The following is a 26,140-nucleotide window of genomic DNA, read 5'->3' on the forward strand; positions in this document are numbered from 1 at the left end:
AACTTATTTTACGAGCAACATTTTCTTTGTCTGTGTAAAATTTCCGACAGTTATTTTATAAAAATATGTACCACTAGATAAATCCGAACCATTAAATTTGACTTCGTATGTGCCAGGTGATTTAACCTCATTTACTAATATCTTCACTTCTCTTCCGAGAATATCATACACTTTTAGAGTTGCGAATTGAGAACCGGGAATTGAGAATTGAATTGTTGTAGTGGGGTTAAATGGATTTGGGTAGTTTTGTAAGAGTGCAAACTCATTAATCAATTCTTGTTCTTGATCAACACCAGTAACAGAATTTCCTATTTTCATATAACTCCAATATGTGTTTTCACTTCCGGAATTTTCTCCCAAGATTGAACAACCTGGTATGGCATCTTTCATGTACATAAATGACCATCCGTAATAATCATAAGATCCATGCGGTGGAAACTGACCATCATAAATAATTAAATCATGTGCTATTGGGAAAACTTCTGATTCCCCCACGTCGCCTATTACAGGTAACGGATAAAAAGGGTAGAATGTAAACCCTCCATCCTCTGATATAGTCATTTTAATATCTGTATAATAACATTCATACTCATCAGTTGAATTTTCATCTCGGAAAACATTCAGGTTATCATCTACGAATTCTGGGGCTTGATAAACCACGGACACAATCAAACCATCCTTCGATACCATTGGTGTTGGATATGCATTTCCAATTCCATTTCCGGGATATAAACCGTTGAGATCTTCTCCTTCTTCATCCGGGTCGGAAACAGCAAGCCATTCATTATTTCTACTGTTCCAATAAATAGCCGGATAAGCATAAGTTGTGTCCTCATTTTCAATATGGATCCCGTAACCATTCATTCCAACATGAACAATACCATTATTATCAAGCACATAGGACGCTTGGGCAAAATTAGTGAACAATGGAAATGTATTTGGTCTATTTACAATTTCATTCTCTAAGTTCTTGCCAATTATCTCTTCGGACCAAGTCTCACCTGAGTTATCGGAAGTATAAAGAATTACTTCATCATTTTCTGTAAACGCCATTGCTGCAAGATACTGACCATTAAATGATCTCTTGATTGGGTTTATCGATGCTGAATTATAAAAACTGATTCCGGTTTGAGTCGAACTTTCAGGATTGGATGTTTGAATCTTGTGCAGGTTGCCATCACTATCTATTAACAAAATTGTTCCATCATCTAAGTAACAAAAATTTGGACCTGATACTGATATACCTAATTCATATTCATAAATAGGGTTATTAAAATCAACTAAATCAAAAAGGGATAAGATCCATATATTATTTCTATTATACATTACTGCGGCTTTGTCTTTCCATGGACCTTGTGTAATAGTTTGAATTGATCCGAAACCTGAATTTGATTGAGGGTCATGTAATTGAAAAGTTGTAAAATCACTATTCATCCCAACAAATAGAACTTCATTTCTTGAGGCGTTGCCTGAAACTTGAAATCGCTCCATGTACACACCAACAGCATCAAGTGTATCGTTTTTTCCAAGGTCAAAAAGTGACAGTTGATTTTGCACTCCTCCATTACCTACATAATCATAATCTGTATAGCCAATGATATTATCTTCCGTTGGAATAAAATTAGTTCTTGGAACAACACTTGTATTCTTAATCTTCTCCGGCATTGTTTTAGCTTTTTCTGCTAACTCAATTTTGCTTTGTGCTGATATAAAGATTTGGAATGACAAAATACAAATAAGAAGTATTAACTTTTTCATATTGACCTCCTCAATAACTCTTTCGATTGCTAATTACTGCAATGCTTGATACTAACGCTTAAGAAAAACAATAGTATCAAAACTGCAATTAGTTAGATTTTGACTTTAATGTAAGTATTAGAATTGTAATTAGCAATACTAAAACTAATTAATATGCAAACAAGAAGTGAGCCGGCATATCCGGCTCTGAATGAAATTATTTAAGTAACATTAGTTTCTTAACTGAAGAAAAATTCGCGGATTGTAATCTATACAGATAAACTCCGCTCGGTAAATCAGAGGCATCAAATTCTACTTCGTATGTCCCGGATGATTTGACTTCGTTGACTAGAGTCTTTACTTCCCTTCCGAGAATGTCGTACACGATTAACTTTGTTTGTAGGAGACGAATATATTCGTGCCCTACGTTTGGAATTGTGAATTTAATAGTTGTGGTTGGGTTAAATGGGTTTGGATAGTTTTGTGATAAATAAAATTCAGTCGGAATTTTTTCATCATCTGATTCATCTTTAACACCGGTTGGAGTATCAAATTTATTTTTCAAAACATAATTTAAAAATTCTTGAGCTTGAGTCTCTTCAATATAATACAACGGAAATGTGAGTAAAACAATATTATAATCATTCGATAAATATTCTAAACCAATTGGCTTTCCTTTTAGTGAACCTTTTATGTTTGATGAATCATATTCACTTTGATAAGAGTAGATAATATTGCTTCCTTCAACCGGGAATATTGCTTCGATAGTTTTGATATGTCCGTCGGCTGAGTTAATCTTTTCCGGATCGAGCTCTAAATCTGGATAAACGTTACTTTCACTCTTTGCACCTTTGTTAAGTGCAAGTAATGAGTTCTCTGAGCTAGAAATTTTAAGATAATCATATATAAATGAGCCTTCTTGATATTCATTGATCATGCTCGTAGAGTTAGCAAAAGCTTTTGATGGCTTGTATCCGGTGAACAATAAATTCCCACCATAATCAAGATATTCTTTTATAACATCAATGTATTGATAAGTATTAACATCTGCTGATTTATCAATATGCCAAATTACTGTCTGATGTGCGCCTAAGTGTGCCAAATTAAAATCAACTTCATCCCACACATCCATGTAATCCATTTCATAATTCGATTCCGGAAGCGACAAATAAAAATCACTTAGCTGCTCTAACGAAGGATTACCGGGTGAGCCATCACTACCAAGTGTTTCATTAACAAAAAGAATTCCTTTATCCAATGTAACTGCGCGCGATGTCACGGAGGATGCTTCGATACTGTAGTTTGAATCCGCATCAAACGCATAAACAAAATATTCATACCACATTCCGCTGACAATATCTTCATCTATGAATGAGGTATCTGCTGTATAAAAAGTTAAAGGCGGAAAATAGTCAAATGTTGTTACCGGCACTTTATAAATTCTGTAACCAAGCAAATCAAGCTCGGTATTTGCATCCCAACTAAGTTCTATTGCATTTAATTTTGGTTCGGCTTTCAATGCAGCCGGTGTAAGCGGCAATGAATTCGGAACAGCAGAGATATTTCTTGTGATACTTTCATTTCCGTCTTGATCAACACTACTTACTCCAAAATAATACTGATTACCTTCCTCTAAACCTGATACTATTTGAAACGTTGTATCGGAAGTTGCATAGTAATTCAATTCACTTTCACTATTACCTACATAAATTTTATAGTCAGTTAAGTATGTAGATTCATCTGCCGACCAGCTTAATTGAATAGATGCACCGTCTCCAACATCATAAGCATTTAAGTTATTTACAATCCCGGGTGCTTCAATGCTATAAATTAACATTGCAGAAGAAGCTTTTATAATTTCGGTACAATATTCCATATCGCAATTTGCAATTACATCATTCGATGTATGGTAGTTGGGACTAAAATCATATTCATCGTAATATATTGCCGGGAAACCTTCTTCGTGAAAAGATCGGCTGTCCGTCCATGTATCTCTTCCTCCATCCATTGGAGTTACTACCGTATATTCTTCTACAAGTTGTTTTGCTATATCTTTTAAATATTCATTACCTGTATAATAATTTACGCTAACCATACTTTCATTCAACGGTCTCGGATTATTAGCTATCATATCATTATTTATCATCAATTTTAAATTGATGTCTTGTTCACGATATTTTGCAGCCATATACTCCGAACCGGAATTTCCGGAAAGCATTAATTCCTCAGCAGCAAAGCATACAAATTTAATAGTTGCCGAAGGTTGGTATCCCGCTAATTTTATAGCTCTCGCAGTTTCTAATGCGGAAGCCGTTCCGCTTGCATTATCATCCGCTCCCGGTGCAAATACATGAGGATCGCCGGTTTGATTGAAGGAATCATAATGACCGCCAATTATATAGATATCATTTGGTTTGGTTGTACCGGTGAGAGTTGCAACAACATTATACTGCATTACAGGAACATTATCATTCCATCTGGTTGATACTAAAAAAGAATCAAGCTCAACTTGTTCATATCCCATACCGGTAAACTGATCTTTCAACCAATTTGCAATTTCTTTTCTGTTCTCGTTGTACTGAAAACGCGAACCATAATTTTCAAGTGATTGAACGAAGTAAGTAACGCTGTCAACGTTCATATAGCTGTGAACTTGTGAAATTTTATCACTTAAGGATTGTGTAAAGAGAGTACTCGCAAAAATATTTACGAGTACAAGAAATGGAATATATTTTTTCATATTCCCCCCTATTTCAGATGCATTAATTTTTTAACTGCCGAAAATTCTCCCGCTTGTATTGAATAAAAATATATGCCACTTGCAAGATCCGCTGCGTTAAATTCTACTTCATATGTACCGGGTGATTGTACTCTATTTACAAGTAACGCAACTTCTCTACCTAGTATGTCATATACTTTCAGTGTCACTTTCTCGATACTCGCTACTTGATACTTTATTCTAGTTACTGGATTAAACGGATTTGGGTAGTTTTGTGATAAATAAAATTCAGACGGCATATTTTCTTCATCAGTTTCTACATCAGTGGTTAAACCAAATTTTTCAGTTAGAACATAGTTAAAGAAATTTGATACGCTTTGTTCGTCAATGTAGAAAAGTGGAAAACTCAATATTACAGTTGAGAAATCTTCTCCGTAGTAAGCCGTTCCAACCGTCTGACCGCCCAATGAACCTTGCGCTACAGTTGGAGCAAAATCAGTTTGATAACCATAAATTCCAGTTTCAGAGTCAACCAAAGCGAATGTTTCAATTCCGTTTATGTGACCATCACTACCGGTTCCAATTTTATCTGAGTCTAAAAATAGATTAGGATATGATTCAACTTGACTTCCACCACCACTAAATTTTGCAAGCAAACTGTAATTCACCCCGTCTATTTTGAAATAGTCATAAAGAAACTCACCCGGTGAGAAAGTCTTGGTCAAACTTGTTACATTCGCAAATGTCTTGGAAGGTCTATAACCCGAGTAAATAATTTTGCCGCCAAAATCCAAATACTTTTGAATTTCCGGAACGAATGACGAAGACGATTGATCTGTTTTATCATCACCATACCAAATAATTACATTGTAAGCACCAAGATCAGATAAATCAATTTTTGTTTTGGTTTTCAAATCAAATTCGGAATGAATGAAAGAACTGATTGCATTTTTATAAAATTCATCAACTTCTTCATCTGTCGGAGAGAACAAAGAACCGTCTCCGTCAGCAGTCTCATCCACTAACAAAATGCCTTGATCTAATGTTACTCCTCGAGAAATTATTTCTTCCGTGTTTTGACTCTCATTCAACTCATTATCTACCGCTCTTACAAAATATTTATAATAAACTCCGCTTAATAAATTATCATCTAAAAATGAAATCGATTGAATGATTTCTTCATTTAGTTTAGCAAAATCATCTGATTCTTCAGTAGCTCGATAAATATTGTAACCGATTATATCGAGTTCTTCATTTTCAATCCAATTCAATTCAACTGAATGCCATCGTGGTTCTACAGTAAATTCTTTCGGTGACATAGGAAATGAATTCGGAATTTTCGTCCGTTCAACTATAAATGATTCATAACCTTCGGCATCAAGAGCAGAAACACCGATATGATAAAGCACTCCCTCAGTTAGTCCTGTAACTTTATAAGATGTATTGTTTGTCTGGAATTCTGAATCGTAATTTCCTTCAGAAGTCCCGACATAAATTTTATAACCGATAACATCGGGATCGGTATTTGCATTCCAATTTAACACCAGAGTAGAACCATCACCCGAATCTGCGATAACAAAGTTATCAACTAAAGAAGGTGCGACCGAAGCCGAAATTAAAGTTGCAACCGAAGCTTTAATAACTTCTGTGCAAAAAGGCATACTGTAATGATGAATCAAATCTTCGGATGTATGATAATAACTGCTGAAATCACTTTCCTCAAAATAGACCGCGTTGAAACCATTTGACCAAAATGCATAACTATCGGACCCGGAACTATTTGATTGTCCAAGCTGAGAATTAATACCAGTAAATTTCCCTACACTTTGTAATGCAATCTGCGCAAATGCTTCAGAACCACTATAGTGATTAATATCTACAACACTCGACTCTAATGATCTTCTTGTACTGCTTATCATATCATGGTTTATCATTAACTTAATATCAATTCCGGAATTAGCAGCTTTTTCAGCATAGTCGAATGCACCATAAAGCCCAAGTTCTTCCGCGGCAAAAGTCACAAATTTAATGTTCACTTCTGAAGGAAAACTATTTTCCATTAAAACTCTTGCACTTTCTAAAGCTGCGGTTGTTCCGCTCGCATTATCATCGGCTCCCGGTGCCGGTGCAGATGTATTACTTAGACTTTGCTGAGTTATTGAATCATGATGACCACCAACGACAATCACTTTATCTGTCGGAACCGAAGCCGGATATGTTGCAACAACATTGTATTGTCTATAACTGCCAACCATAAATGAGTCCAACACTACATCATTATATCCCATAGATTCAAACTTATCTTTTATCCAAAGTGCTACTTCTTTTCTGTTTGGATGACGAAGAAAACGTGTGCCGAAATCTTGTAATCCTTGGATATAATTTCTAACACTTGCCGTATCTACATCGGTTGTGATAGATGTTATAAGTGAATCAAGTTTGTTTGACTGGACGGTATTATATATTGTCTTTATGTTTTTGAATGTACGCTTAATCTCGGTTAAAGGAATTTTTTTGAGTTTCTCATTTTCAATATTCTCTTTCGTTTCAGAATGAATAATAACCTTATCGAAGAGTTTTACAATTTCATTATTCCCAAAATTTATTTGCGATACTTTTTGATTTTTTTCCCCGGTAATTAGATAAAGTTTATTCAAATCGATAGACCTGCTTAATTGCTTTTCAAAAATTGAGAGGGATTTTAAATATGCTAATTTATCATCAGTTACATATGTGATAAGTGAATTCTCATTTAGATCAATCACCGGCAGATTCATTTGCTCAAGCGAATTTAATTTTGATTGATCACTTAAGTCAACGGAAATAATCTTTACAATATTTTCCTGTGCAAAAAGTGAAGTAAAAACAAAAAGCATAATTATGAGATACAAAGGTATTTTTTTGAACATGACGACTTCCTATATTTTCTAAATTTGTAAGGTGTGCAATATACAGCCAACCTTTCTACATTTCAATACCAAAAAGTCTTATTTGTTGATATAAAAAGAGCCGCAAATTGCGGCTCTCATAAAATATCCTTCGTAGAGATTTGATTAATCAAATCTCTACGAAAATTACTTGATCACCATAATTTTTTTAGTTGAAGTAAAATTTTGTGATGTCATTCTCACAAAATAAATTCCACTTGATAAATTGTTAGCATTGAAGACAACTTCATGTATTCCGGAATTCAAATTATCGTTTACTAAAGTTGTCACTTCCCTTCCAATGATATCATAAACTTTTACAGTAACTATTCCTGCTTGAGGAATAGCAAATTTAATCTGCGTACTCGGGTTAAACGGGTTTGGATAGTTTTGGAATAGTTTATATTCGTTAACAAGTTGATCAAATCTTTCATCCGCAACACTAACGATATTTGAAGTTCCTAAAACCAATCCACCGTTTCCTGTTATCCAACCCGTCTCTTCAGAAAGCATGAAAATAGAACTAACTTCTCTCGAACATAAATTAATCTCCTCCCAGTTTTCACCATAATCATCAGAGTAGGCTAATATACCACCATTAGAATTAGAGCCAATTAACCAAATGTTACTGCCGATGACAAAGCTATCCTTGATAATGTAAGAAGGGACTTCAACGGAAGGCAACCAAGTAACTCCACCATCATTTGTCTTATAAAACTGCTGATCTACTCTCAACCATCCGTTGTTCTTGTCAATAAAATTTATTTCTCTCATTCTTTTAATGCTTGGTACACTTATCTTATGCCAGGTTAAACCGCTATCAGTTGTTTTCCAAATTATACTATCGAGTTCACAAAGATATCCGGTGCTATTATCAATAAAATCAACTGCTGTGAAAGTGCCGTCCATTTTGGTTACATCGTTCCATGTTTGTCCGCCATCCGTTGTTTGATATATTAGATTGTAACCTATTAACCAACCATTTTGGTCATCAATAAATTTGATGTCATTCCAAACTTTAGCAATCCCAAAATCAACCTGTTCCCAGCTATATCCATTGTTATTGGTTTTATATATAAAGTTACCAACAATCCACCCATCATTCTCTGATGTGAAATATAATTTCTGATTGTGACTGCCGAGTGAATCAATTTTTGTCCATTGATAACCGCCATTTTCAGTTTTATACACTCCTTCCCATGAAATTGCCAAGCCGTTTTCATTATCAAAAAAGTGAATATCCGAAAATGTTTCATTCGTAATATCAAAAAAACTGTCTAATAAAACTGTATCATTTTGTAAATCATATCTTAAATCAATAACATCACTTCCCCCTAATAATACACCCCTATTCTGATCATAGTAACCAAGTTCATAAACATTATTAGTATTAATCTGATATTTTATCCATTCGATGGAATCACCATGAGTTATTGCAACAAAAGGGTAATTCTTGAAAAATGCACTTTGCCAATAACCGACCGAAATAAATAAATTATTATCAATGTCAATAAGATGTGTATAAGAATCTCCATAGCTTGCGGAAGGATTATTTTGAAAAGACCAAGATTCTCCGCCATCTTGTGTTGAACCAATTGATCCATCTGCTGTTAGTATTTTACCGTTATGCTCATTTTCAAACTTGACATAATTAATAGATTCATATTCATTAAATGTAGTATCCTTCCATGTTATTCCCCCATCAGTTGTTTTTATTAAGACCGCTTCAAAACCTTTCGATCCCGATATCCATCCAATTGATTCATTAACGAAAAATATGTCCTCTGGGAAAGCTTCAACAATATTTTCCATATTAATTTCATTCCAATTTTCACCACCATCGGTTGTTTTTTCAAGTCTAGTTCTTGTCGATACTAAAAAACCTGTCAGTTCATTAACAAATAGAATTTTTTGGTATGATTTTGACCAATCATTTTCCGACTGAACTACCCAAGAATTGCCACCATCAGTTGAACGACTAAGAAACTTAGCAGATCCACAAGCCCAGCCAATGTTTTCATTAATGAAAAAGAGGTCATCTGCACCACCACCAACATCAGAGACAATCCAGGATTTTCCGCCATCGCTTGTTTTGTAGCATTCATTTGAGAATTCGTCAATTGCCCATCCAATTTCTGAGTTTATAAAATAGGGGGATTTCAAATTCATAGGTGAAAAACTTAATATTTGCCAGTCAGTTTGTGCAATGCTTATTTGATTAATTAATAAAAACAAAGATAGTAGCATCCATTTTAAAATTGTACTTTGGTGTTTTTTCATGGGTTTCCTCAATTATTTTTGTTTCTATTTAAATTTATAACAAAAAAAAACGAATAATCAAGTATAATCGGTATGCCTATTTAAGAAAAGATTAATAGGAAAAAAAATCCTCGAAATAAAAAATTAGATCGAGGATTTTAAGAATTTTCAAAATATTATTTTACTTGAGCAGTAAAAGTTTCTTGGTTTGTGAAAACCCGTTTGAAGTAAGTTGATAAAAATAGACTCCACTCGAGAAGTTTGAAGCGTTAAAATTAATTTCATGCGTACCACTATTTATTAAACCATCAAATAATATGGCTACTTCATTGCCAAGTGTATCATAAACTTTTACAGTAACTATTCCTGCTTGAGGAATAGCAAATTTAATCTGCGTACTCGGGTTAAACGGGTTTGGATAGTTTTGGTAAAGCTGATATTCTTTCACAAGAATTTCGTTTTCATCTTCAACATTAGTTGTACCTTCACCTTTTATAATCAATCCCCATTCGAGCCAGTTGCCAACTATTGAATTCATGCCTTTGTCATAAACTCTCAATCTCCAATCGCCTAAAGTTGATGTGCCATAAAGTTGAGTTAAGTCAGCATCTACCGGAGCAAAACTTCCCTTCGCCGAGTCTAAGTCAATTAACAAAGTTTCGCCGAAGTTAAAATAAGCTTCTTGATCAAATATTATTGAAGGTGAACCGGCATTTTCATTTTCTGTTTCAAACCAATCCCTATTAACTAAATCATATTCATTACCTAGCGGATCATAAAGTCTAATATGCAAATCGCTAAACTTTGGGTGATCGGATTTAAAGTAAACATTTATATCTTCAATATTTATTTCGTCAGTGATACTCAACGTATCATTTGTTGATGCAAGTATATGTTCGCGAATTTCAATATTTGGTTTATTGCTGTAGTAAAAACCATTTGTTACATCAATTCTAAAAAAATTATTTTCCGGCAGAATTGTTTTGTTATTGTTTGATGAATTATCGACTGCCGTAATTTTGTAATCAACCAAATCACCTGTTGACAAATCATCCGGAACAAATTGTAAAAGAGAGACATAATAATTATTACCTAAAGAAATCATTTCTTCTTTTACCCACTCATCTTCATTCAATCTATATTCGATGTAAACAGAATCAAGTCCGATGTTATCCGAAACCTCGGCATAAACATAAAGCGGGAAATTATATTTCGGAGTTCCGTTTAATGAATTATGAACAATTTGAGGGAACTGATTATCAGCACCGATATAAAATGAAAAAGTTGAATCGGGTGCGGATTCCGGTAAGTGTACTTTTTGATCAAGTTGATCGGCAATTCTAAAATAATAATCAATTTGAACATCATCCCCTGGATTTAATAAAATTGCAGAATACTCATTTAAATTTCCTGTGGGTAATAATTGCATTGATTCAAAGCCGATGTTGTTTATTTGATAGAAAACTTTTAATGAATCAACATAAGCTAAGTTTTGAGGTGTTTCCAAATTAACTATGAATTCTATATCACCCGAATTCTCAGTATCTAGAAATGGCGTATGCTGAATTACTGCTGTTTGAAAAGCATCTAAAGAATACGAATATGCGAAGCTTGAACCCGTCGTCGATGTAACAACCGGGATTATAATCAACTGATCAATCTCTGAAAGTTTTGGCTGTACAAATAAATCAAACTGTGTGTTGTTATTTAACTCATAAAATTCTGTCTCTGCAGTTTGGTCAGTATAAATTTTTATAACAGCAAGCTGATTATTTCCTGATGGTGTATCCATTAGTAATTGCAAATACTGATTCTGATTTTGACTATTGTAAACAATAAAACTTCCTGATAACGCACCTCTCGTACATCCAGAGTTTTCGGCAGGAAGAGATAAAATATTCGAACATAAAGATGGATTCGGATAACTTTCTGCTTCACCGAAACCGGGTAAGTTTGGATTGTATCTGTTTCCTGTATTATATAACCAAGTATAGTATTCTAAAAATGCTTCGTCAAAAAAAGCACCGTAATTTTGAAGCATATTACCCACACTGCTGTAAACAGATTCGTTAAACTGTTCACGTCTTTCCCAAATTTCTCTATTGGTATCATCGCCATATTTTTCTGTAAAGAAATGGAAATAAAGATTATCTTCATAACCATCGCCTTGGGCAAGTCCTCTGCCCGGTGAAGTAATTTGAGATGAGCCTAAATAATTATAATAATCGTTCGTCTGATCGAAACCTATATCTTCCGACCAAGTTGCATCGGCTTCAATGAACCAACCGGGTTCTCCCCAATTATTATAAATGAATTGTATAGCATGTTTAAATTCATGAACAGCAGTCACTTTTGCAGCGCCTAAAACATTTCCGTCGGGATCACTATTCGGCGGAAAACCATTATAATTATTGTGCATTACAATTTCAGTTCCGGCTGACGTACCAGTATAACTTGTGTAACCATAATACGGCATATCTTCAAAACTAATCTGATAATATTCCCCGGGATTAAGTGGAATGGGTTTGAATCCAAGTGTATCAATTAAAACTTTCCATGAGTGATCAAAATAGTTTGCCACAAATTCAACATAATCGGGAATTCCGTTATTATCTAAATCTTCTGCCGGTACACGGTGCGTACCTGATGTTGAATATGTCAATTCAAACTTGCCATAAGGTGAAATGTATGTTTCTGCAGTAACACTATTATTTTTCTTTCTAACGGCAGGTGTTATCATTTCAGTTATGATATCTACTGTTTCATTGGAGAGTTTATCTAAATTATTTCTAAACTCGGCAATTAAATGAGTTGCACATTTTTGCGGAGATGAACTTGTAGTAAAAAATTTATCATCCAGTTTTGATTGATTAAAACCGGAGTAAAATTTTTGAAGTAATGCTTGCTCATAATTTATTTGTCCGGATTGAAATGCATCTTCAATCTTTTTAATAGTTTCATTTTCATGAGCAACTGTTGTTAGGATAAATAATAGTCCGATGAAGAGATAATGGAATCTTTTCATAAATGTTCCTTGTAATTTTAGGATATTAGGTAATAATTGATCGGCAATATTAAGTTTAATTGGTGAGATTAACAAGATGAGGGAAATCCTAATATCGAAGCACTAATTTCTAAACGAATTATAAAAGATAAATTCGAATGTTAGAAACAAATTAATGCAAGTTAGAGCTAGGCGATTGGGATCAACTTTCACTACCGATTAACAACCGCAGACGTATTGTCTGCGGTTACTTTTTAATCTCATTGCTCAAATTTTGTGACTAGATACTTGAATCTATTTAAGGAGTAAAAGTTTCTTTGAATCCGTAAAATCACCAGCAGTAATTCTATAAATATAAGTTCCGCTTGCAAGATCGCTTCCGTCAAAAGTTAACTCATAATTACCTGCTTGGAGGTGTTTTTGAGTAAGTACTTTTATTTCTCTGCCAAGCATATCGTATATTTTTATTGTTACATAGCTTGCTTGAGGAAGCTGGTATTTTATTTTAGTTGACGGATTAAATGGGTTTGGATAGTTTTGCTCCAATCTAAACTCTTTAGGAAGTTCGTTTTCTTCTACCGAACTTGGTTCATCTCTTATAGCTATCAGACTATTTTTATGGTCTTGAAATGATGAACTTTGATGTGTGCCTATGTACAGTGTACCATCAGAACCGATTGCCGGTGAATTATCGAATTCATTCCCATCAAGAGGAATCTTCCACATAAGTTCCCCTTGATTATTCAAGGCCCAAAAGTAAACACCACCTGTTGAACCGAAGTAAATATTACCTTCGTCATCGGAGACTAAACCATGATCAGGACGATAGTCTCCCATATAACCCTCATGTTCAATTATGTATATCCAATTTTCCTCACCCACTTTGTTCAAAGATATAATTTCATGAAAGTTTACGCCATTTTCTTTTTTAATTGCTGGGAATACAATATCTCCACTTTTCGTTATTGAAGCAGCAGAATATTGACCAAATCCTGAAATTACATTATACTTCCAGTTTAATTGTCCATTTGATGAATATGACAATAGATACTGAACATTGGCTTGAACACTATCAGTTCCGAAAAAATATACATTCCCTTCATTATCTATTGCGGGATGTTCATAGTTGGGGCTTAGGCTATTTACCTTCCAAAGAACATTCCCTTCTAAATCTGTACAATAAAAATCAGATGGTTCGTCTGGACGAAAAAGTTTGCCTGTACTGAAATATATTTGTTCTCCGTCAGGTGAAAAAGAAATCCTTCCAAATAATTCAGTAAAGTTGTTATTAATAAGTTTTATTTCTCCATCGGGACTTACCACTTTTAAATTGCCTGCACTTATGTATAAATCACCACCTTTATGAATAGCCATCTGAAATCTGTGGGTATCTGCAACTTCTGTTTTCCATTTTAAATTACCCCAATAGTCTAAGGCATATAACATTCCAGTATCAGAACCAAAGTAGATCGTACTGTCTTTTGCTGCAATTGGAGCATTTTCATTTGCCCACCAGTACTCATTGTTATATCTCCAGAATTCTGTGCCATCAGAATTATATGCATATAAAAAATTACCGGGGGATTGTGTATTTATTGCAAATGTCCCAAAATATAGCATGTCGTTATAGCCTATTGTCGGTCCGTAAATAATTCCATAAGGCATATCAGCAGTCCAAACAATGTTTGGTGTTTTGGGTCCAACATACTCGCTTCGTCCGGTTCCTTGTGCATCTCCTCTTAAGACCGGCCATGGGGAATCCGCCAATGATGGCCATTCAATCCGTTCTTGTGTTTGTGAATATAGACCGGCTGTTAACACATATAAAACCATAAAAGTAGTTTTTAGACTAATTTTCATATTCAACCGGCGGGCTATTATTATATAGCCCGCGCTCCTATTTTTATTTCATTAAAATTAATTTTTTGGAATCAGAATACTCTCCGCTGACAATGGAATAAATATAGACACCGATAGACATGTTTTCAGAGATTAACTTCAAAGGATAAATATCTCTTCTTCTAAAGTATCAAACTAATTTTAAAAAGCAAATTAAATTTTTATAAACTCATACTTTCTAAAATTAGATGGGGGGGGGAGAGATAACTGTTTGATATTAAACTTAGATGAGCAGTAACTAAATTCTAATATTAAAATTCTAATCCGTTAGTTAACAGATTAGAATTTAGGTTTCAAAAATAAGCATCTAACCGAAATGAAAAGTTTCTAAGCGGTTGAAGATTGCCGAGAAATTCCACATAATTATAATTTAGCAAGTTATAAACATTAGCAGAAATTTTTAGAGGCGTATCAAATAAATTAAAATTGTAGCCGGCACTTAAATCCCAAACATAAACTTCAACTCGTAGATCACCATCAACAATTAGTTCGATCGGCGGTTGGACAATTGTTTCGTCAATTTCTTCAATTCTGCTCCAATATCTATAATAAACTCCAAACTCGAACGGGTAAGGCGTATAATTAAGTGATGCATAAACTCTATGTCGTGGGCGGTATTTCAAGGATTTTTTTGTTTCAAGATCCTGCGACCATAAGTATGTATAGCCGATGTTAAAATCCAGTAAACCGGGAATAATTTTATAATCCGATACAAGTTCGGCGCCTTGTATTCTTGCTTTAGGAAGATTAATAAATTTTATAGCAAGACCGTCTTCGTCATTAATAAAATTCGGTTCCACAAAATTGTTGTATTCGGTTTGAAAGAATGCAGCATCAAAATATAAATTTGGAAGTGGCTTATAGATTGCGCCTATTTCGAAAGACAAGCTTGTTTCATAGGTTAAATCAGTATTCTTCTTTATGTCGACCCCACCGATACTGACTGTAGTAAAAACTTCAGCCGGTGTCGGAGCCCTGAATCCCGTGCCAATCGAACCACGAAGAATAACATCATCCAATAACTTATAGTTTAATCCAAGCTTCGGCGTGATTGCATTTGCGGCATCAACCGAATCAATTTTGATGTAGTCATACCGAGCACCCAAAGTAGTGGTCAGTTTTGGTATTCCTCTAAATTCCGTATGGAGATAACCAGAACCGGTAAAAAATTTAGGACTCGAAAATACATTCGAACTTACATTTGCATAAGTCTGTTCAGTACCAGCGATAAATGTCCAATCTTTATGTGGTGAATAGTTAGTTATAATTTCATTTCTTAACAAGAGCGCATTTGATTCGGTAATCTCAACTCCTCGTCCTTCAAAATCGGAAGAGTACACACCGGGTTTAACTTGAATAGAAAACTTATCACTGAATTTATGCTTGAATAAAAGAGTTCCAAAATATCTATCCGAGACTACAATTTGATCTCTATCGGCATCCGGTGGACGAAGCACATTACGCGAATCTTTCCAAAAATTAAACTGTCCGCGATTCATCGCCAAATAATTGCCAATAAATGTAACCGACGTATTATCATTGAAATCATAACTTAGTTTTGTGTAAAATAAATGCCGCTTGTTGTGATCATTTTCACGGTGACCATCATTGTTTGTTCTTCTGTATGAAATTGAGTATCCAAAATTTCCTAAAGAGTTCGAGTGAGTTAATGAATAACCGTAAAAAGTTCGAGTAGTTTTAGACCACTCCCAAAGATCAACAGATGGATTGTCATAAAATCCACCATGAGAACTAAAATGAACGATAGATTTCTTAGGAGCTTTTTTAGTTATAATATTTACAACACCACCGATTGCAGTTGAACCGTAAAGCGAACTTGCCGGACCTTTAATTACCTCAATTTGTTCAACATCGGTTAAAGGAATAAATTCCCAAACAATTTCACCGGTATCGCCCGTGTACATCGGTACACCGTCTATTGCTACAAGAACACGCGAACCTGCACCCAAACTATATCCTGCCGAACCGCGAATACTCGGTTGTTCATCAGCCATACTGAAACCCGATACATATCGTAACACATCACCCAAATTTGTAAAATTTCTATCGTCAATAACATCCGGCGGAACAACAGTAGTACTAACTGTTAGATCCTCTACACTTTGTTCATATTTTCCGGCGGAAACAATTATTTGTCCGGTTTGAATTGCTTCTTCTATCAAAGTAATTCGAATTGGTTGATAACTTTCATTGAAATCAATGTTTACATTTTGCTTTTGATATCCTACGAAACTGACTTCCAACACATATTTACCGTAATTAATATTATCTATCTCAAAGGCACCATCAACGTCGGTTGCGGAACCGATTGATAGTTCTGAAATCATAACATTCGCTCCGACAAGAGGATTACCGGATTGATCAACAATATAGCCGGACAATTTTCCTGTCTGTGCAAGTGTTGTTGTAAATAATATTAATATGTAAAAAATATTTTTCATATATAATCTACCCACCCGGCGGCTGCGGAGGTGGATTATTAAAATCACAAGTGATATTTACATTCTCCGTCATTCTTCCTTCATTAACAATAATACTTCCCGGTTTAGAATTGTCATTTAGAGCGTAATAAACACCGACAACAAACCAATCTTTTCTATCTAACGATAAAGCTTCCTTTGTTGATTGCGCAACAACAATATATTTATAAGTTCCCGGAGCAATATTTACATCTAATAAATTATTTGTCCTGGAATCATAGTCTAAAATTACGGTGCCGCTATCAATTTCATTACTCACATAACTTAAATTCGGTGGGAAGAAATCAGCTTCGGAAAGAATTTCATTTTTGAATAATACAATGTGAGTTCTTGCTACTCCGGAAGGCCAATCACCTAAAAAATTAACCGTACCTGCAATGCCCGTATTTTCGGGATCAACCGGTTCGGGATTTGGTTCAATTCCCTTATCACAGCTAACTATAAGAAACAACAACGATATTATTGCAACTATTTTTTTCATTAGAATTGAAGTTTCATAATAAGTTGTGCATAACTTAAGTTCTCAGAAAATTTCTCGGTTACATGATCCTGATAAATATAGTTATAAGAAATATCAAAAATAATATCCCGGAACGGTTCGATTTTTAGATTAGCAATTATTTCTGTTATATTAACCCGGTTACCATCGAGGAAAGGAGCATCAAAGGGATCTACTCCATCTCTGTAAGGTTGAAAGGCATCACCACCCACATTTTTAATAATAATACCATTCTCACCAACTATATTATTGCCCGATCTTCCATAACTGTAGGCTATAGAAGGTCTGATCCACTCATTAAAATTATAAGCCGCTCTAATAAAAATTTCATCTGCATTAGGACCAATTCTATGTCCGAGAATTTGATCAAATGCAGTAAATGTATTTTTATTGTTAGTGTGAGAATATGTATATGGTCGAATTTTTGTGTACTCGGCAAAGAGCGAAAGATCGCATAGTCCAAACGGTTGATACCACATTGCACCAAGCTGATATCCGGTTTTATTTGAGAATCTAGAAAGGTGCTGCAAATGTCCGAGTAAATTTTCATCGAGAAAAAAAGTGCCGTGGAATTCCAAATTCTTTATAAAATTAGTCTTTGCATCAAGAAATAATAAACCATTATCACGGTCTTGAAGAGACATCTCTGCAAACTTATAAAATAACAGCGGATTAAAATAAGCTAGGTCAATTCCCCTATCGGAATAAACAATCATTTCACCAATTCCGAAATCCATAAAGTCCGGGAAGCTAAACTTAAACCGATTCATTGCAATATATTTTGTATAGAGTTTGGTTCTATCGAAATCAAAATCGCCAACGGTGGAGGCGTGTATTGATGTAAAATTCACAAATCCATATTTGATATTGAACTTGAAAAAATCCATCGTGGGATGATCGCCCGAAATTGCAAGTTTACTATTATACCCATAACCGAAAGTAAATTTTTCTCTGCCAAGTTGAACGGTTATATCCATATTATCTGTCGGTTGAGCATTATACTGAAGATAGCCTTCAACAAAATCATAATTAATAATATTTTCAATGTCTTCGATAAACTTAAAATTATAATTCAATCGGGGATCAAGAATTGCCGAGAAATCTTTATTACCGCTTACTCCGCCTTTTACAATTGTTAAATTATAACCAAGTTTTGAAAACAATGTACCGCGGAATCTAAAGCCAATATCATACAACTCAGAATTATTTACCGAAGGTTTAATTCTGTGTCCATAATTAAAAGTGCCCATCATTTCAACAAAGAGATTATTATCACCATCTTTATAAGTGTAGAGATATTTTTGTTTATCATCGAAAAGAGAAAAAGGTGATGTAAAAATATTCGGCGATGACCCGAATAAATTCCATGTGTTTTCTTCACTTATCTCATTAGGATAAAACTCAATTCTATATTTTTCAAACAATTTCATTTCGGTTGTGCTTAATTCATTTTTGCGAGCTTCAATTTTTTCCAAAAATTCTCTTACTTCACCGAACCTTAAATTCGGGACATCTTCATCGATTCCGTAGATTATTTTTTTTATTTCCATTTCTTTTAGAAATGTATAAACTCCGTGATCTAAAGGAACATTTTCTACTTGCGATAGTAATAATAGAGATATGAGAAAGAATAGTGATATTTTTTTCATAATTATAAAAATTGATTGAATTAATGCGTTATAATATCAAAAAAAAAGAAAAGAAACGAGAAAAGAGAAGTTTAGCTGGGGTTAAAAAACTACTTTAAAAGAACAATTTTTCTTGAGTAGATTTGATCATTTACCGCAAGAACAGCAAAATAAATACCACTACTTAAACGGGCACCGCTCATTCGATATTCATAAGCTCCAGGAAGCTGATTTTCACTTAAAAGCATATCCACTTGCTGCCCTAATGTATTGTAAATAGTCAGCTGAACTTTTGAACGCTCAAACAACTTGTAACCTATCAAGGTTTCATTATTAGCAGGATTAGGATAAGCAGTAAGCTGAATTACATCCTTATCTTGTTGATTTACTGTCTCATTAGACAATTTTTTAACAATGTGCGCATTGTGATCAACTTTATTTAGTCGTTTATGAGAGCGATAGAGACCATCGTTTCCTCCTATATACAAATAATTATTTATATATGAGAGTGTTATGAGGCGAAAAGGGGTCATACTAAGATCTCTTGATCTGGGGAGAGTGAATACTTCCGAAAATAGAAAATCAATTAATGAAAGAGAAATCACTTTTCTTATATAATCTCTACTCTTTTTTTTAATTACAGAAAAATAGAGCGTATCTTCTAATATGAGAAAATCTATAAAATAACCTTCATTTTGCGCGATATGGTTGAATGAATAGTTTTGAAAATCCAAGTGATCTGTAGATGAGATATAAATTGAATTACTACAAAAAACAAAAATTTTGTTGTTATCATCAAAAAAAAGTCGGTATGCTTTTTCTTTAAAACTATATACTAAATCCCAAGATCGTTTGCTTTTACTATATTTGAATAAATCTCCATTATGACTGGCAACCCAAATATTTCCCTCTGAATCGAATTGTGGAAAGAATATATCTTTGTATGGCAATTCTTTGTGAATGTATTCAAAACTGCTAAAATCATTATAAATAAATATCACAGTACTATCGCTATTCCACGAGATCATATTTTTTGTATTGACGTGATAATCATAGAAATAAGGCATTGAGTGGATGATGGTTGCTAATGATTCCCAAGATTTTCCATCGTCATCCGAAAAGGAAAGACCGGGCATAGAAATATATCGGTTATCAGAATATCTATTTAAATAATAACCGGGTATTGGACTTCCCGAACTCGTTATAAATTCTTTCCAAATAATTCCGCTATCATCGGAGCTAAGCAGACCCCCAATCGTTGTACCTAAAATTAGATGGCTCGAGGCTTGTACAGGTGCAGAAACACTTGCGTAATTATTGATAGTGAAGAGATTAGCCATTTGTATATTGCTTACGTAAAAATCATCATAATAAACCTGTTGTTTTCCTGTATAATCCATATCATCAGTTATAATTACAGTAGATCCTATGAGTTTAGAATAAAATGAATCTGTCAAATCTTGTATGGAAAAAGACCATGTTTTGCCCTTATCCATAGAAACATAGATTTTATCAGCGTATACTATTATTCTCTCTTCATTGTCAAGCTCAACTCTACTATATGATTTAACTGGCAAATCTATAGGTGTAATTTTTGAGACGGATTCTACGACGTAGACGAGTTTATCATTAGTTATTAGAAAAAAATTAGAATAAAAATTATCTGCTATCTGAAAACTTGTCATTCCTGATATAGTCTTGACCTCAACTGCATTTCTAAAATTTGCATCAGTCCAATAAAATGATTTATCGGTAGAGTAAAAGATTTTTTCATCAACTATTGTTAGGTCAAAAACATTAGGTTTAACTTTTGGTAAAAGAAATTTTTCTTCTTTTCCTCCATTTGTGACTTTTATAACTCCTTTATTTGAGGCAAACAAAAAACTACCATCTTTTAATCTTACAAAATCCCTAACTTCAGTACCTGTTGCAAATTCATAAATGGTTTCCCATATAAATCCATTATCACTTGATCTCTGCGCTTTACATCTACCATCGGAGAATGTTAATAGAGTAACTTCGTCTAAATTTGTTTGCTTAAGTTTAATAACTTCGACTTCGTTTAAGATTGGATTTGTCGAGTACCAATTTCTTCCTCCATCAAATGATCTCATTAAAAAATATTCTGTCACTCCTAAAAGCATCTCCGCATCATCCAAGTAAATAACTGAACGTAACCCAAGGCTAGGTTCAAATTCATATTTAAAGTTATTATTGGGAATGTGAACTCTACTAAATTCAATAATTTGTGAAATTAAATTAACATGAGTAGAAAATAAAAAGACAATTAATACTATTAAGTTCTTCATAACAAAGACTTTATTCTATTAAGACTTATTTAAGTTAGGGAATTCCTTAAGCTGAGTCAACTCATTTTTATTGTAATGCGGTCGCTATGAAGAAAATGATAATAAGAACTAAAACTATTTGTGTAGAGATTTTATTTCTCAATTGAGCAGTAGAAATGAATTTTTTTGAATTAAGCAAAACAAGTCCAAGTGCTATCAATGGAATTACAAAAGAACCAAGGAACGCATAAATTTTTTGAATAATAACAAAGTTAAACGACAAACTAATCATCGGTAAAAATGCCAGAGCAATTAAGTAGTATTGGTAAGGTTTAGATTTTGTATTAACTTCTACTTGATCATTCTTTGAAACCATATTCCAAAAATCAGTGAACATGTAAGGTACTGACTGCCAAACTCCCAGCAGACTTGAAAATACAGCTGCCCACGCTCCAATTAGAAATATTGATGAAATAGTTTTTCCAAGAATTGAATCCAATTTTTCAGTAAGTACAATAATTAATCGAGCACTACTTTGGTTATCGAGTTCTATTTGAGAAGCAATGACAACCATCGCAATCCCGAATAGTGCAGTTACAATATATGCTGCAGCTAAATCAATTCTACAAATCTTCAAAAAATCTTTTCCTTTTCTCCCTTTTTCCTTTATCCAATAACCGTAACTTAAGATTGTAAGTGTTCCGCCAACTCCGCCCATTAATGCCAACGTCCAAACCACACCTTGTTCATTTCCATCCGGATTAATATACGATGGAACATTCGGGACTAATCCTTTCACAACATCACCGAGATCGGGTTTAATAAAAATTGCGGTAAGAACTACGGTTACAAACATTAGTCCAACCATAACATTCATTAGTTTTTCAAATGAAGTGTAAGTACCAATCCATACTAAAAGAAATCCTATTAAGCTGTGTAAAACTCCCCAAAAGATTTTTCCATGTTCGGGAGAATCAAAGATTGGAAATACTGCATGCCCGGCAACTCCACAAGCACTTATCATTGCAGAGCCAACAGCATAAGACCAAATTATTAGATAGATGAAAAAAATGATTTCAGCAGGTCTGCCGAAATTCAGAAATAAACCTTCAAGAAAAGTTTTTTCCGTTGCTAATTGATACCTTGCAAGTCCTTCTGTTAAAACATACTTAAAGAATGCACCAAGAATTACAGCCCAAACGACCAACATACCAAGTTTACTTCCGGCAAAAGCACCGCCGGCAAGATCACCGGCACCAACTCCTGTAGCTGCGATTAATAATCCGGGAGCAATTATTTTAAGGAAGTTTTTCAATATTAATTACGTTTTATTAGTAATCCTTTCAAGTAAAGCGATTCAGGAAAATTTGTAGTTACTCTATGATCAACCGATTGCCAAAGTCTATTTATAATTGAAAAATTAATTCCGGCATCAATTGCTGCATCTGCAATAATTTTATTAAATAGTTCGGGTGTCATAAGTCCGGAACAAGAAAATGTGAAAAGTAATCCGTCTTCATTCAACAATTGCATTGCAAGCATATTAATATCTTTATAACCTCTGCCGGCTTTATTAAGACTATTTTTTCCTTCGACAAATTTTGGCGGATCGAGAATTATTAAATCAAATTTTCGGTCTTCAGATTTTAACTTTCTTAATTCACTAAAAACATCTGCTTTTAAGTTCGTGAATTTGCTAGTAGGAATTTTGTTTAATTGAAAATTTTTTTCGGCGATCAAGAGCATTTCATCCGAAGTGTCAATATTTACAACATGTTTTGCCCCATTTAAAGCAGCAGCAACTCCAAATCCACCGGTATAAGAAAAACAATTGAGAACATTTTTTCCTTTTGAGTATTCAGAAATAATTTCTCGATTTTCTCTTTGATCAAGATAGAAACCGGTTTTATGTCCGGTAAAAATATTTACAATAAATGAGAGATTATCTTCCTGAATTATTACTTCACCGGAGTCAATCTTTCCGTAAAGCATTCCTTTGTTTGATTTCAATCCTTCCTTTTGACGAACATCGGCATCCGATCTTTCATAGACAGCCGTTGGTTCTAATTTTTCAACCAGGATTTCTACAATTGTTTGTTTCCATTTTTCTGCACCGGCTGATATAAATTGGCAAACAAGAATATCATTATATCGATCAACTATCACTCCGGGCAAACCATCGGATTCTGAGTTGATTAATCGATATGCATTATACTTTTTGCTGTCAATTGTAAATTTGCGGAAGTTTAATGCGGATGCAATTCTTTCTTCGAAGAAATTTTTATCAATCTCTGATTGATTAAAATCCCAAACTCTTACACGAATTTGAGAATGAGGTGAGTAAGCGCCAACACAAATAAAATTATTATTTGAAGAAAAAATGTGAACGGTTTCGCCCAATTCTATATTATCATCTGTTGAAGCAATTGCTCCGGAGAAAATCCAAGGATGTTTTCTAAATAAAGATTTCTCTCTTCCCTTTTGCAGAATTACTTTTTTCATATTGCCCTGATTAGATTTAGGTAAAGATAAGCAAAGAGATATGAATAATAAAAGGCGGAGCCATGTCATCTCCGCCTAAGAGGAGATATAGAAACCGAAAGGGTTAACTATCAGACTTTATTTTCTTCATCGATTCTTCCAAGTTCATTGGGTGAACCAATAATCAAACGTATCGGGAGCTGTTTGCATAAATTTAATGCTTCTTGTTTGTCTGTGACAGTCATTATGCTAAAGCCCTCTCTTGTTAACAGCTCCCTTAATTTTCTTAAAATTACTTTATCGGAATCAATAATTAGAATATGATCATTCATCGGCAATTATTTTAAGACATATGGTACAATTAAAGTGCCATCATAAAGCGGAATGAAAACATAATTAATAGCTTAACTTAGTGGTAAAGGGGCGACAGGTGATTGATTAAACTGTTGCATAACTGCAACAACTAAATATTTATATCGAGTTGAGTCAGCAGTTTATGAAGATGGCTTCTGTTGATTCCCAATATTTTGGCAGCTTCCGATTTAGATTCGGTCTTACGAAGAACTCTCATAATAAATCTTTTACGAAATTCGCTTTCGGCTTCGGATAAAGTTCGGTATTCAGTTCTTTTTGAATCAATTTCACTATCATCAACTATTTCTGCCGGTAAATTTTTAGATGAAATTTCCTTATCGGGACACAAAATAACCGCTCGTTGAATGACATTTTCCAGTTCACGTATATTTCCCGGCCAGTTGTATGATTCAAGAATCTCAATTGCTTCGTCTGCTATTGAATGTGCTTTGTTCTCTTTAGCATACTTATTCAAAAAATATTGAACTAGGTCTTCAACATCTTCCTTTCTTTCACGCAGAGGTGGGATATAAATCTCAATTACTTTTAACCTGTAGTAAAGATCTTCGCGAAATCTTTTTTCTTCAATCATTTTAGAGATATCTTGATTTGTTGCTGCAATAAAGCGAACATCAATTTTTTTCGAATTAACCGAGCCTAATCTTTCAATCTCTCTTGTTTGAATAACTCTTAAAAGTTTTGCTTGAAGATTGACACTCATTTCTCCGATTTCATCAAGAAAAACAGTACCACCGTCAGCAGATTCTAATCTTCCCGGTTTACTCTTATTAGCACCGGTAAATGCACCGCTTTCAAAACCGAACAATTCAGACTCTAAAAGATCGGATGGAATTGCGCCGCAATTAACTGCAACAAATGGTTTATCTCTACGTTTACTGTTGTTATGAATTGCTTGTGCTAACAAATCTTTACCTGTGCCATTTTCGCCAAGCAACAAAATGGAAACATCAGTATCGCTTACTTTTGATGCAAGATTCAGGACGTCATATAATTTTCTGCTGGAACCAATAATATTATCAGATTTAAATTCTTCGCGCAATTCCTTGAAACTGGTAGATGGAACGTTTGCTAATTTCTCTTCGAGTGTATCAATCTCTTTAGATACTTCAATTCCCTTCACAATTTGGTTCGCGAAAGATAATAGAAATGTAAGATCAGATTCTTTGAATGGCATTTCCGCGTTTCTTCTATCAAGATAGACTGCCCCCATAACTTTAGAGTTGGAAACTAGAGGAACACATAATGCTGCTTTAAGTCCGAGCGAAACAATACTATGTTTGCTGCCAAAACTTGAATTTACTTGAAGTTCACTCAATTGAGATGGTCTTAAATTTTTAATTGTGTCATTAATAATTGTTGTACTAAGTTCTTTTGCTTCCGGTTCGTTTTCGGGTTCCATGTTTTTTGCAACTATTGTATCGATGCTTAATTTTTCATCTACCAAAACTATAAATCCTTCATCGGCATTTAATTCTGTTACAACCGTATCGATTGCTTTTTCCATTAAACGTTTCATCTCCGTTTCAGATTGGAATAAAATTCCGGATGCATATAATCTTTCTAACTTTTTCTTTTCCGAAGATAATTTCTCTAACTTGTTTTCAAGTTTATCGTATTGATAAAATAAGCCGTCAAGTTCCTTCGTAAGAACACGATTGAATTCTAATATTGACTTGAAAGTTTTATCGATCTGTTTTAACAACTCGGGATCATTCGCAGCCTTTTTTATATCTGAGGATAGATTTAAAAAACGAGTTGAAGATTGACTAACAAATTCGGATAAGAGTTTATTTACATTATGTCTTTGTTCGGAAATTTCCATA

The 26,140-nt window shown here is 34.0% G+C and carries 13 protein-coding genes; all 13 read right to left on the reverse strand.

The features are described 5' to 3' along the window. Positions 1-3: 3 nt before the first annotated feature. On the reverse strand, positions 4-1,758 hold the full coding sequence (locus tag QY331_12490) for a T9SS type A sorting domain-containing protein (GenBank protein ID WKZ68769.1): 1,755 nt from the start codon (positions 1,756-1,758) through the stop codon (positions 4-6). 196 nt (positions 1,759-1,954) lie between these two features. Further along, positions 1,955-4,477 (reverse strand): M20/M25/M40 family metallo-hydrolase, encoded by a 2,523-nt coding sequence (locus QY331_12495; protein ID WKZ68770.1) that lies wholly within the window; start codon positions 4,475-4,477, stop codon positions 1,955-1,957. An 8-nt stretch (positions 4,478-4,485) separates the two neighbouring features. Next, positions 4,486-7,365 (reverse strand): M28 family peptidase, encoded by a 2,880-nt coding sequence (locus QY331_12500; protein ID WKZ68771.1) that lies wholly within the window; start codon positions 7,363-7,365, stop codon positions 4,486-4,488. Positions 7,366-7,530: 165 nt separating this feature from the next. Next, positions 7,531-9,663, reverse strand: coding sequence for a YCF48-related protein (locus tag QY331_12505; GenBank protein WKZ68772.1), 2,133 nt, complete (start codon positions 9,661-9,663; stop codon positions 7,531-7,533). Between the two features lie 160 nt (positions 9,664-9,823). Beyond that, on the reverse strand, positions 9,824-12,667 hold the full coding sequence (locus QY331_12510; protein ID WKZ68773.1) for a T9SS type A sorting domain-containing protein: 2,844 nt from the start codon (positions 12,665-12,667) through the stop codon (positions 9,824-9,826). Between the two features lie 273 nt (positions 12,668-12,940). Further along, the gene (locus tag QY331_12515; GenBank protein ID WKZ68774.1) at positions 12,941-14,506 is read right to left on the reverse strand and encodes a T9SS type A sorting domain-containing protein; all 1,566 of its coding nucleotides are present in this window, start codon (positions 14,504-14,506) and stop codon (positions 12,941-12,943) included. Between the two features lie 332 nt (positions 14,507-14,838). Next, positions 14,839-17,007: a TonB-dependent receptor gene (locus QY331_12520; protein ID WKZ68775.1), complete on the reverse strand. Its 2,169-nt coding sequence runs from the start codon at positions 17,005-17,007 to the stop codon at positions 14,839-14,841. A gap of 7 nt (positions 17,008-17,014) precedes the next feature. Next, the gene (locus tag QY331_12525) at positions 17,015-17,527 is read right to left on the reverse strand and encodes a hypothetical protein (protein WKZ68776.1); all 513 of its coding nucleotides are present in this window, start codon (positions 17,525-17,527) and stop codon (positions 17,015-17,017) included. Beyond that, complete coding sequence (locus tag QY331_12530) at positions 17,527-19,194, reverse strand: hypothetical protein (GenBank protein ID WKZ68777.1); 1,668 nt, start codon at positions 19,192-19,194, stop codon at positions 17,527-17,529. The genes QY331_12525 and QY331_12530 overlap by 1 nt, the downstream gene beginning before the upstream one ends. 89 nt (positions 19,195-19,283) lie before the next feature. Next, a complete protein-coding gene (locus tag QY331_12535; GenBank protein ID WKZ68778.1) occupies positions 19,284-21,482 on the reverse strand; it encodes a T9SS type A sorting domain-containing protein in 2,199 nt (732 codons plus the stop codon). A 67-nt stretch (positions 21,483-21,549) separates the two neighbouring features. Continuing rightward, positions 21,550-22,776 (reverse strand): Nramp family divalent metal transporter, encoded by a 1,227-nt coding sequence (locus QY331_12540; protein WKZ68779.1) that lies wholly within the window; start codon positions 22,774-22,776, stop codon positions 21,550-21,552. 2 nt (positions 22,777-22,778) lie between these two features. Continuing rightward, positions 22,779-23,963: a class I SAM-dependent methyltransferase gene (locus tag QY331_12545; GenBank protein WKZ68780.1), complete on the reverse strand. Its 1,185-nt coding sequence runs from the start codon at positions 23,961-23,963 to the stop codon at positions 22,779-22,781. 442 nt (positions 23,964-24,405) lie between these two features. Further along, on the reverse strand, positions 24,406-26,139 hold the full coding sequence (locus tag QY331_12550) for a sigma 54-interacting transcriptional regulator (GenBank protein WKZ68781.1): 1,734 nt from the start codon (positions 26,137-26,139) through the stop codon (positions 24,406-24,408). Position 26,140: the final 1 nt, after the last annotated feature.

The sequence above is a fragment of the Melioribacteraceae bacterium genome (genome assembly GCA_030584085.1).
GTDB lineage: Bacteria > Bacteroidota > Ignavibacteria > Ignavibacteriales > Melioribacteraceae > SURF-28.

Coding starts and splice junctions, on each gene's coding strand:
- QY331_12490 (WKZ68769.1), bottom strand. CDS start 1,758: ATGAAAAAGTTAATACTTCTTATTTGTATTTTGTCATTCCAAATCTTT.
- QY331_12495 (WKZ68770.1), bottom strand. CDS start 4,477: ATGAAAAAATATATTCCATTTCTTGTACTCGTAAATATTTTTGCGAGT.
- QY331_12500 (WKZ68771.1), bottom strand. CDS start 7,365: ATGTTCAAAAAAATACCTTTGTATCTCATAATTATGCTTTTTGTTTTT.
- QY331_12505 (WKZ68772.1), bottom strand. CDS start 9,663: ATGAAAAAACACCAAAGTACAATTTTAAAATGGATGCTACTATCTTTG.
- QY331_12510 (WKZ68773.1), bottom strand. CDS start 12,667: ATGAAAAGATTCCATTATCTCTTCATCGGACTATTATTTATCCTAACA.
- QY331_12515 (WKZ68774.1), bottom strand. CDS start 14,506: ATGAAAATTAGTCTAAAAACTACTTTTATGGTTTTATATGTGTTAACA.
- QY331_12520 (WKZ68775.1), bottom strand. CDS start 17,007: ATGAAAAATATTTTTTACATATTAATATTATTTACAACAACACTTGCA.
- QY331_12525 (WKZ68776.1), bottom strand. CDS start 17,527: ATGAAAAAAATAGTTGCAATAATATCGTTGTTGTTTCTTATAGTTAGC.
- QY331_12530 (WKZ68777.1), bottom strand. CDS start 19,194: ATGAAAAAAATATCACTATTCTTTCTCATATCTCTATTATTACTATCG.
- QY331_12535 (WKZ68778.1), bottom strand. CDS start 21,482: ATGAAGAACTTAATAGTATTAATTGTCTTTTTATTTTCTACTCATGTT.
- QY331_12545 (WKZ68780.1), bottom strand. CDS start 23,963: ATGAAAAAAGTAATTCTGCAAAAGGGAAGAGAGAAATCTTTATTTAGA.
- QY331_12550 (WKZ68781.1), bottom strand. CDS start 26,139: ATGGAAATTTCCGAACAAAGACATAATGTAAATAAACTCTTATCCGAA.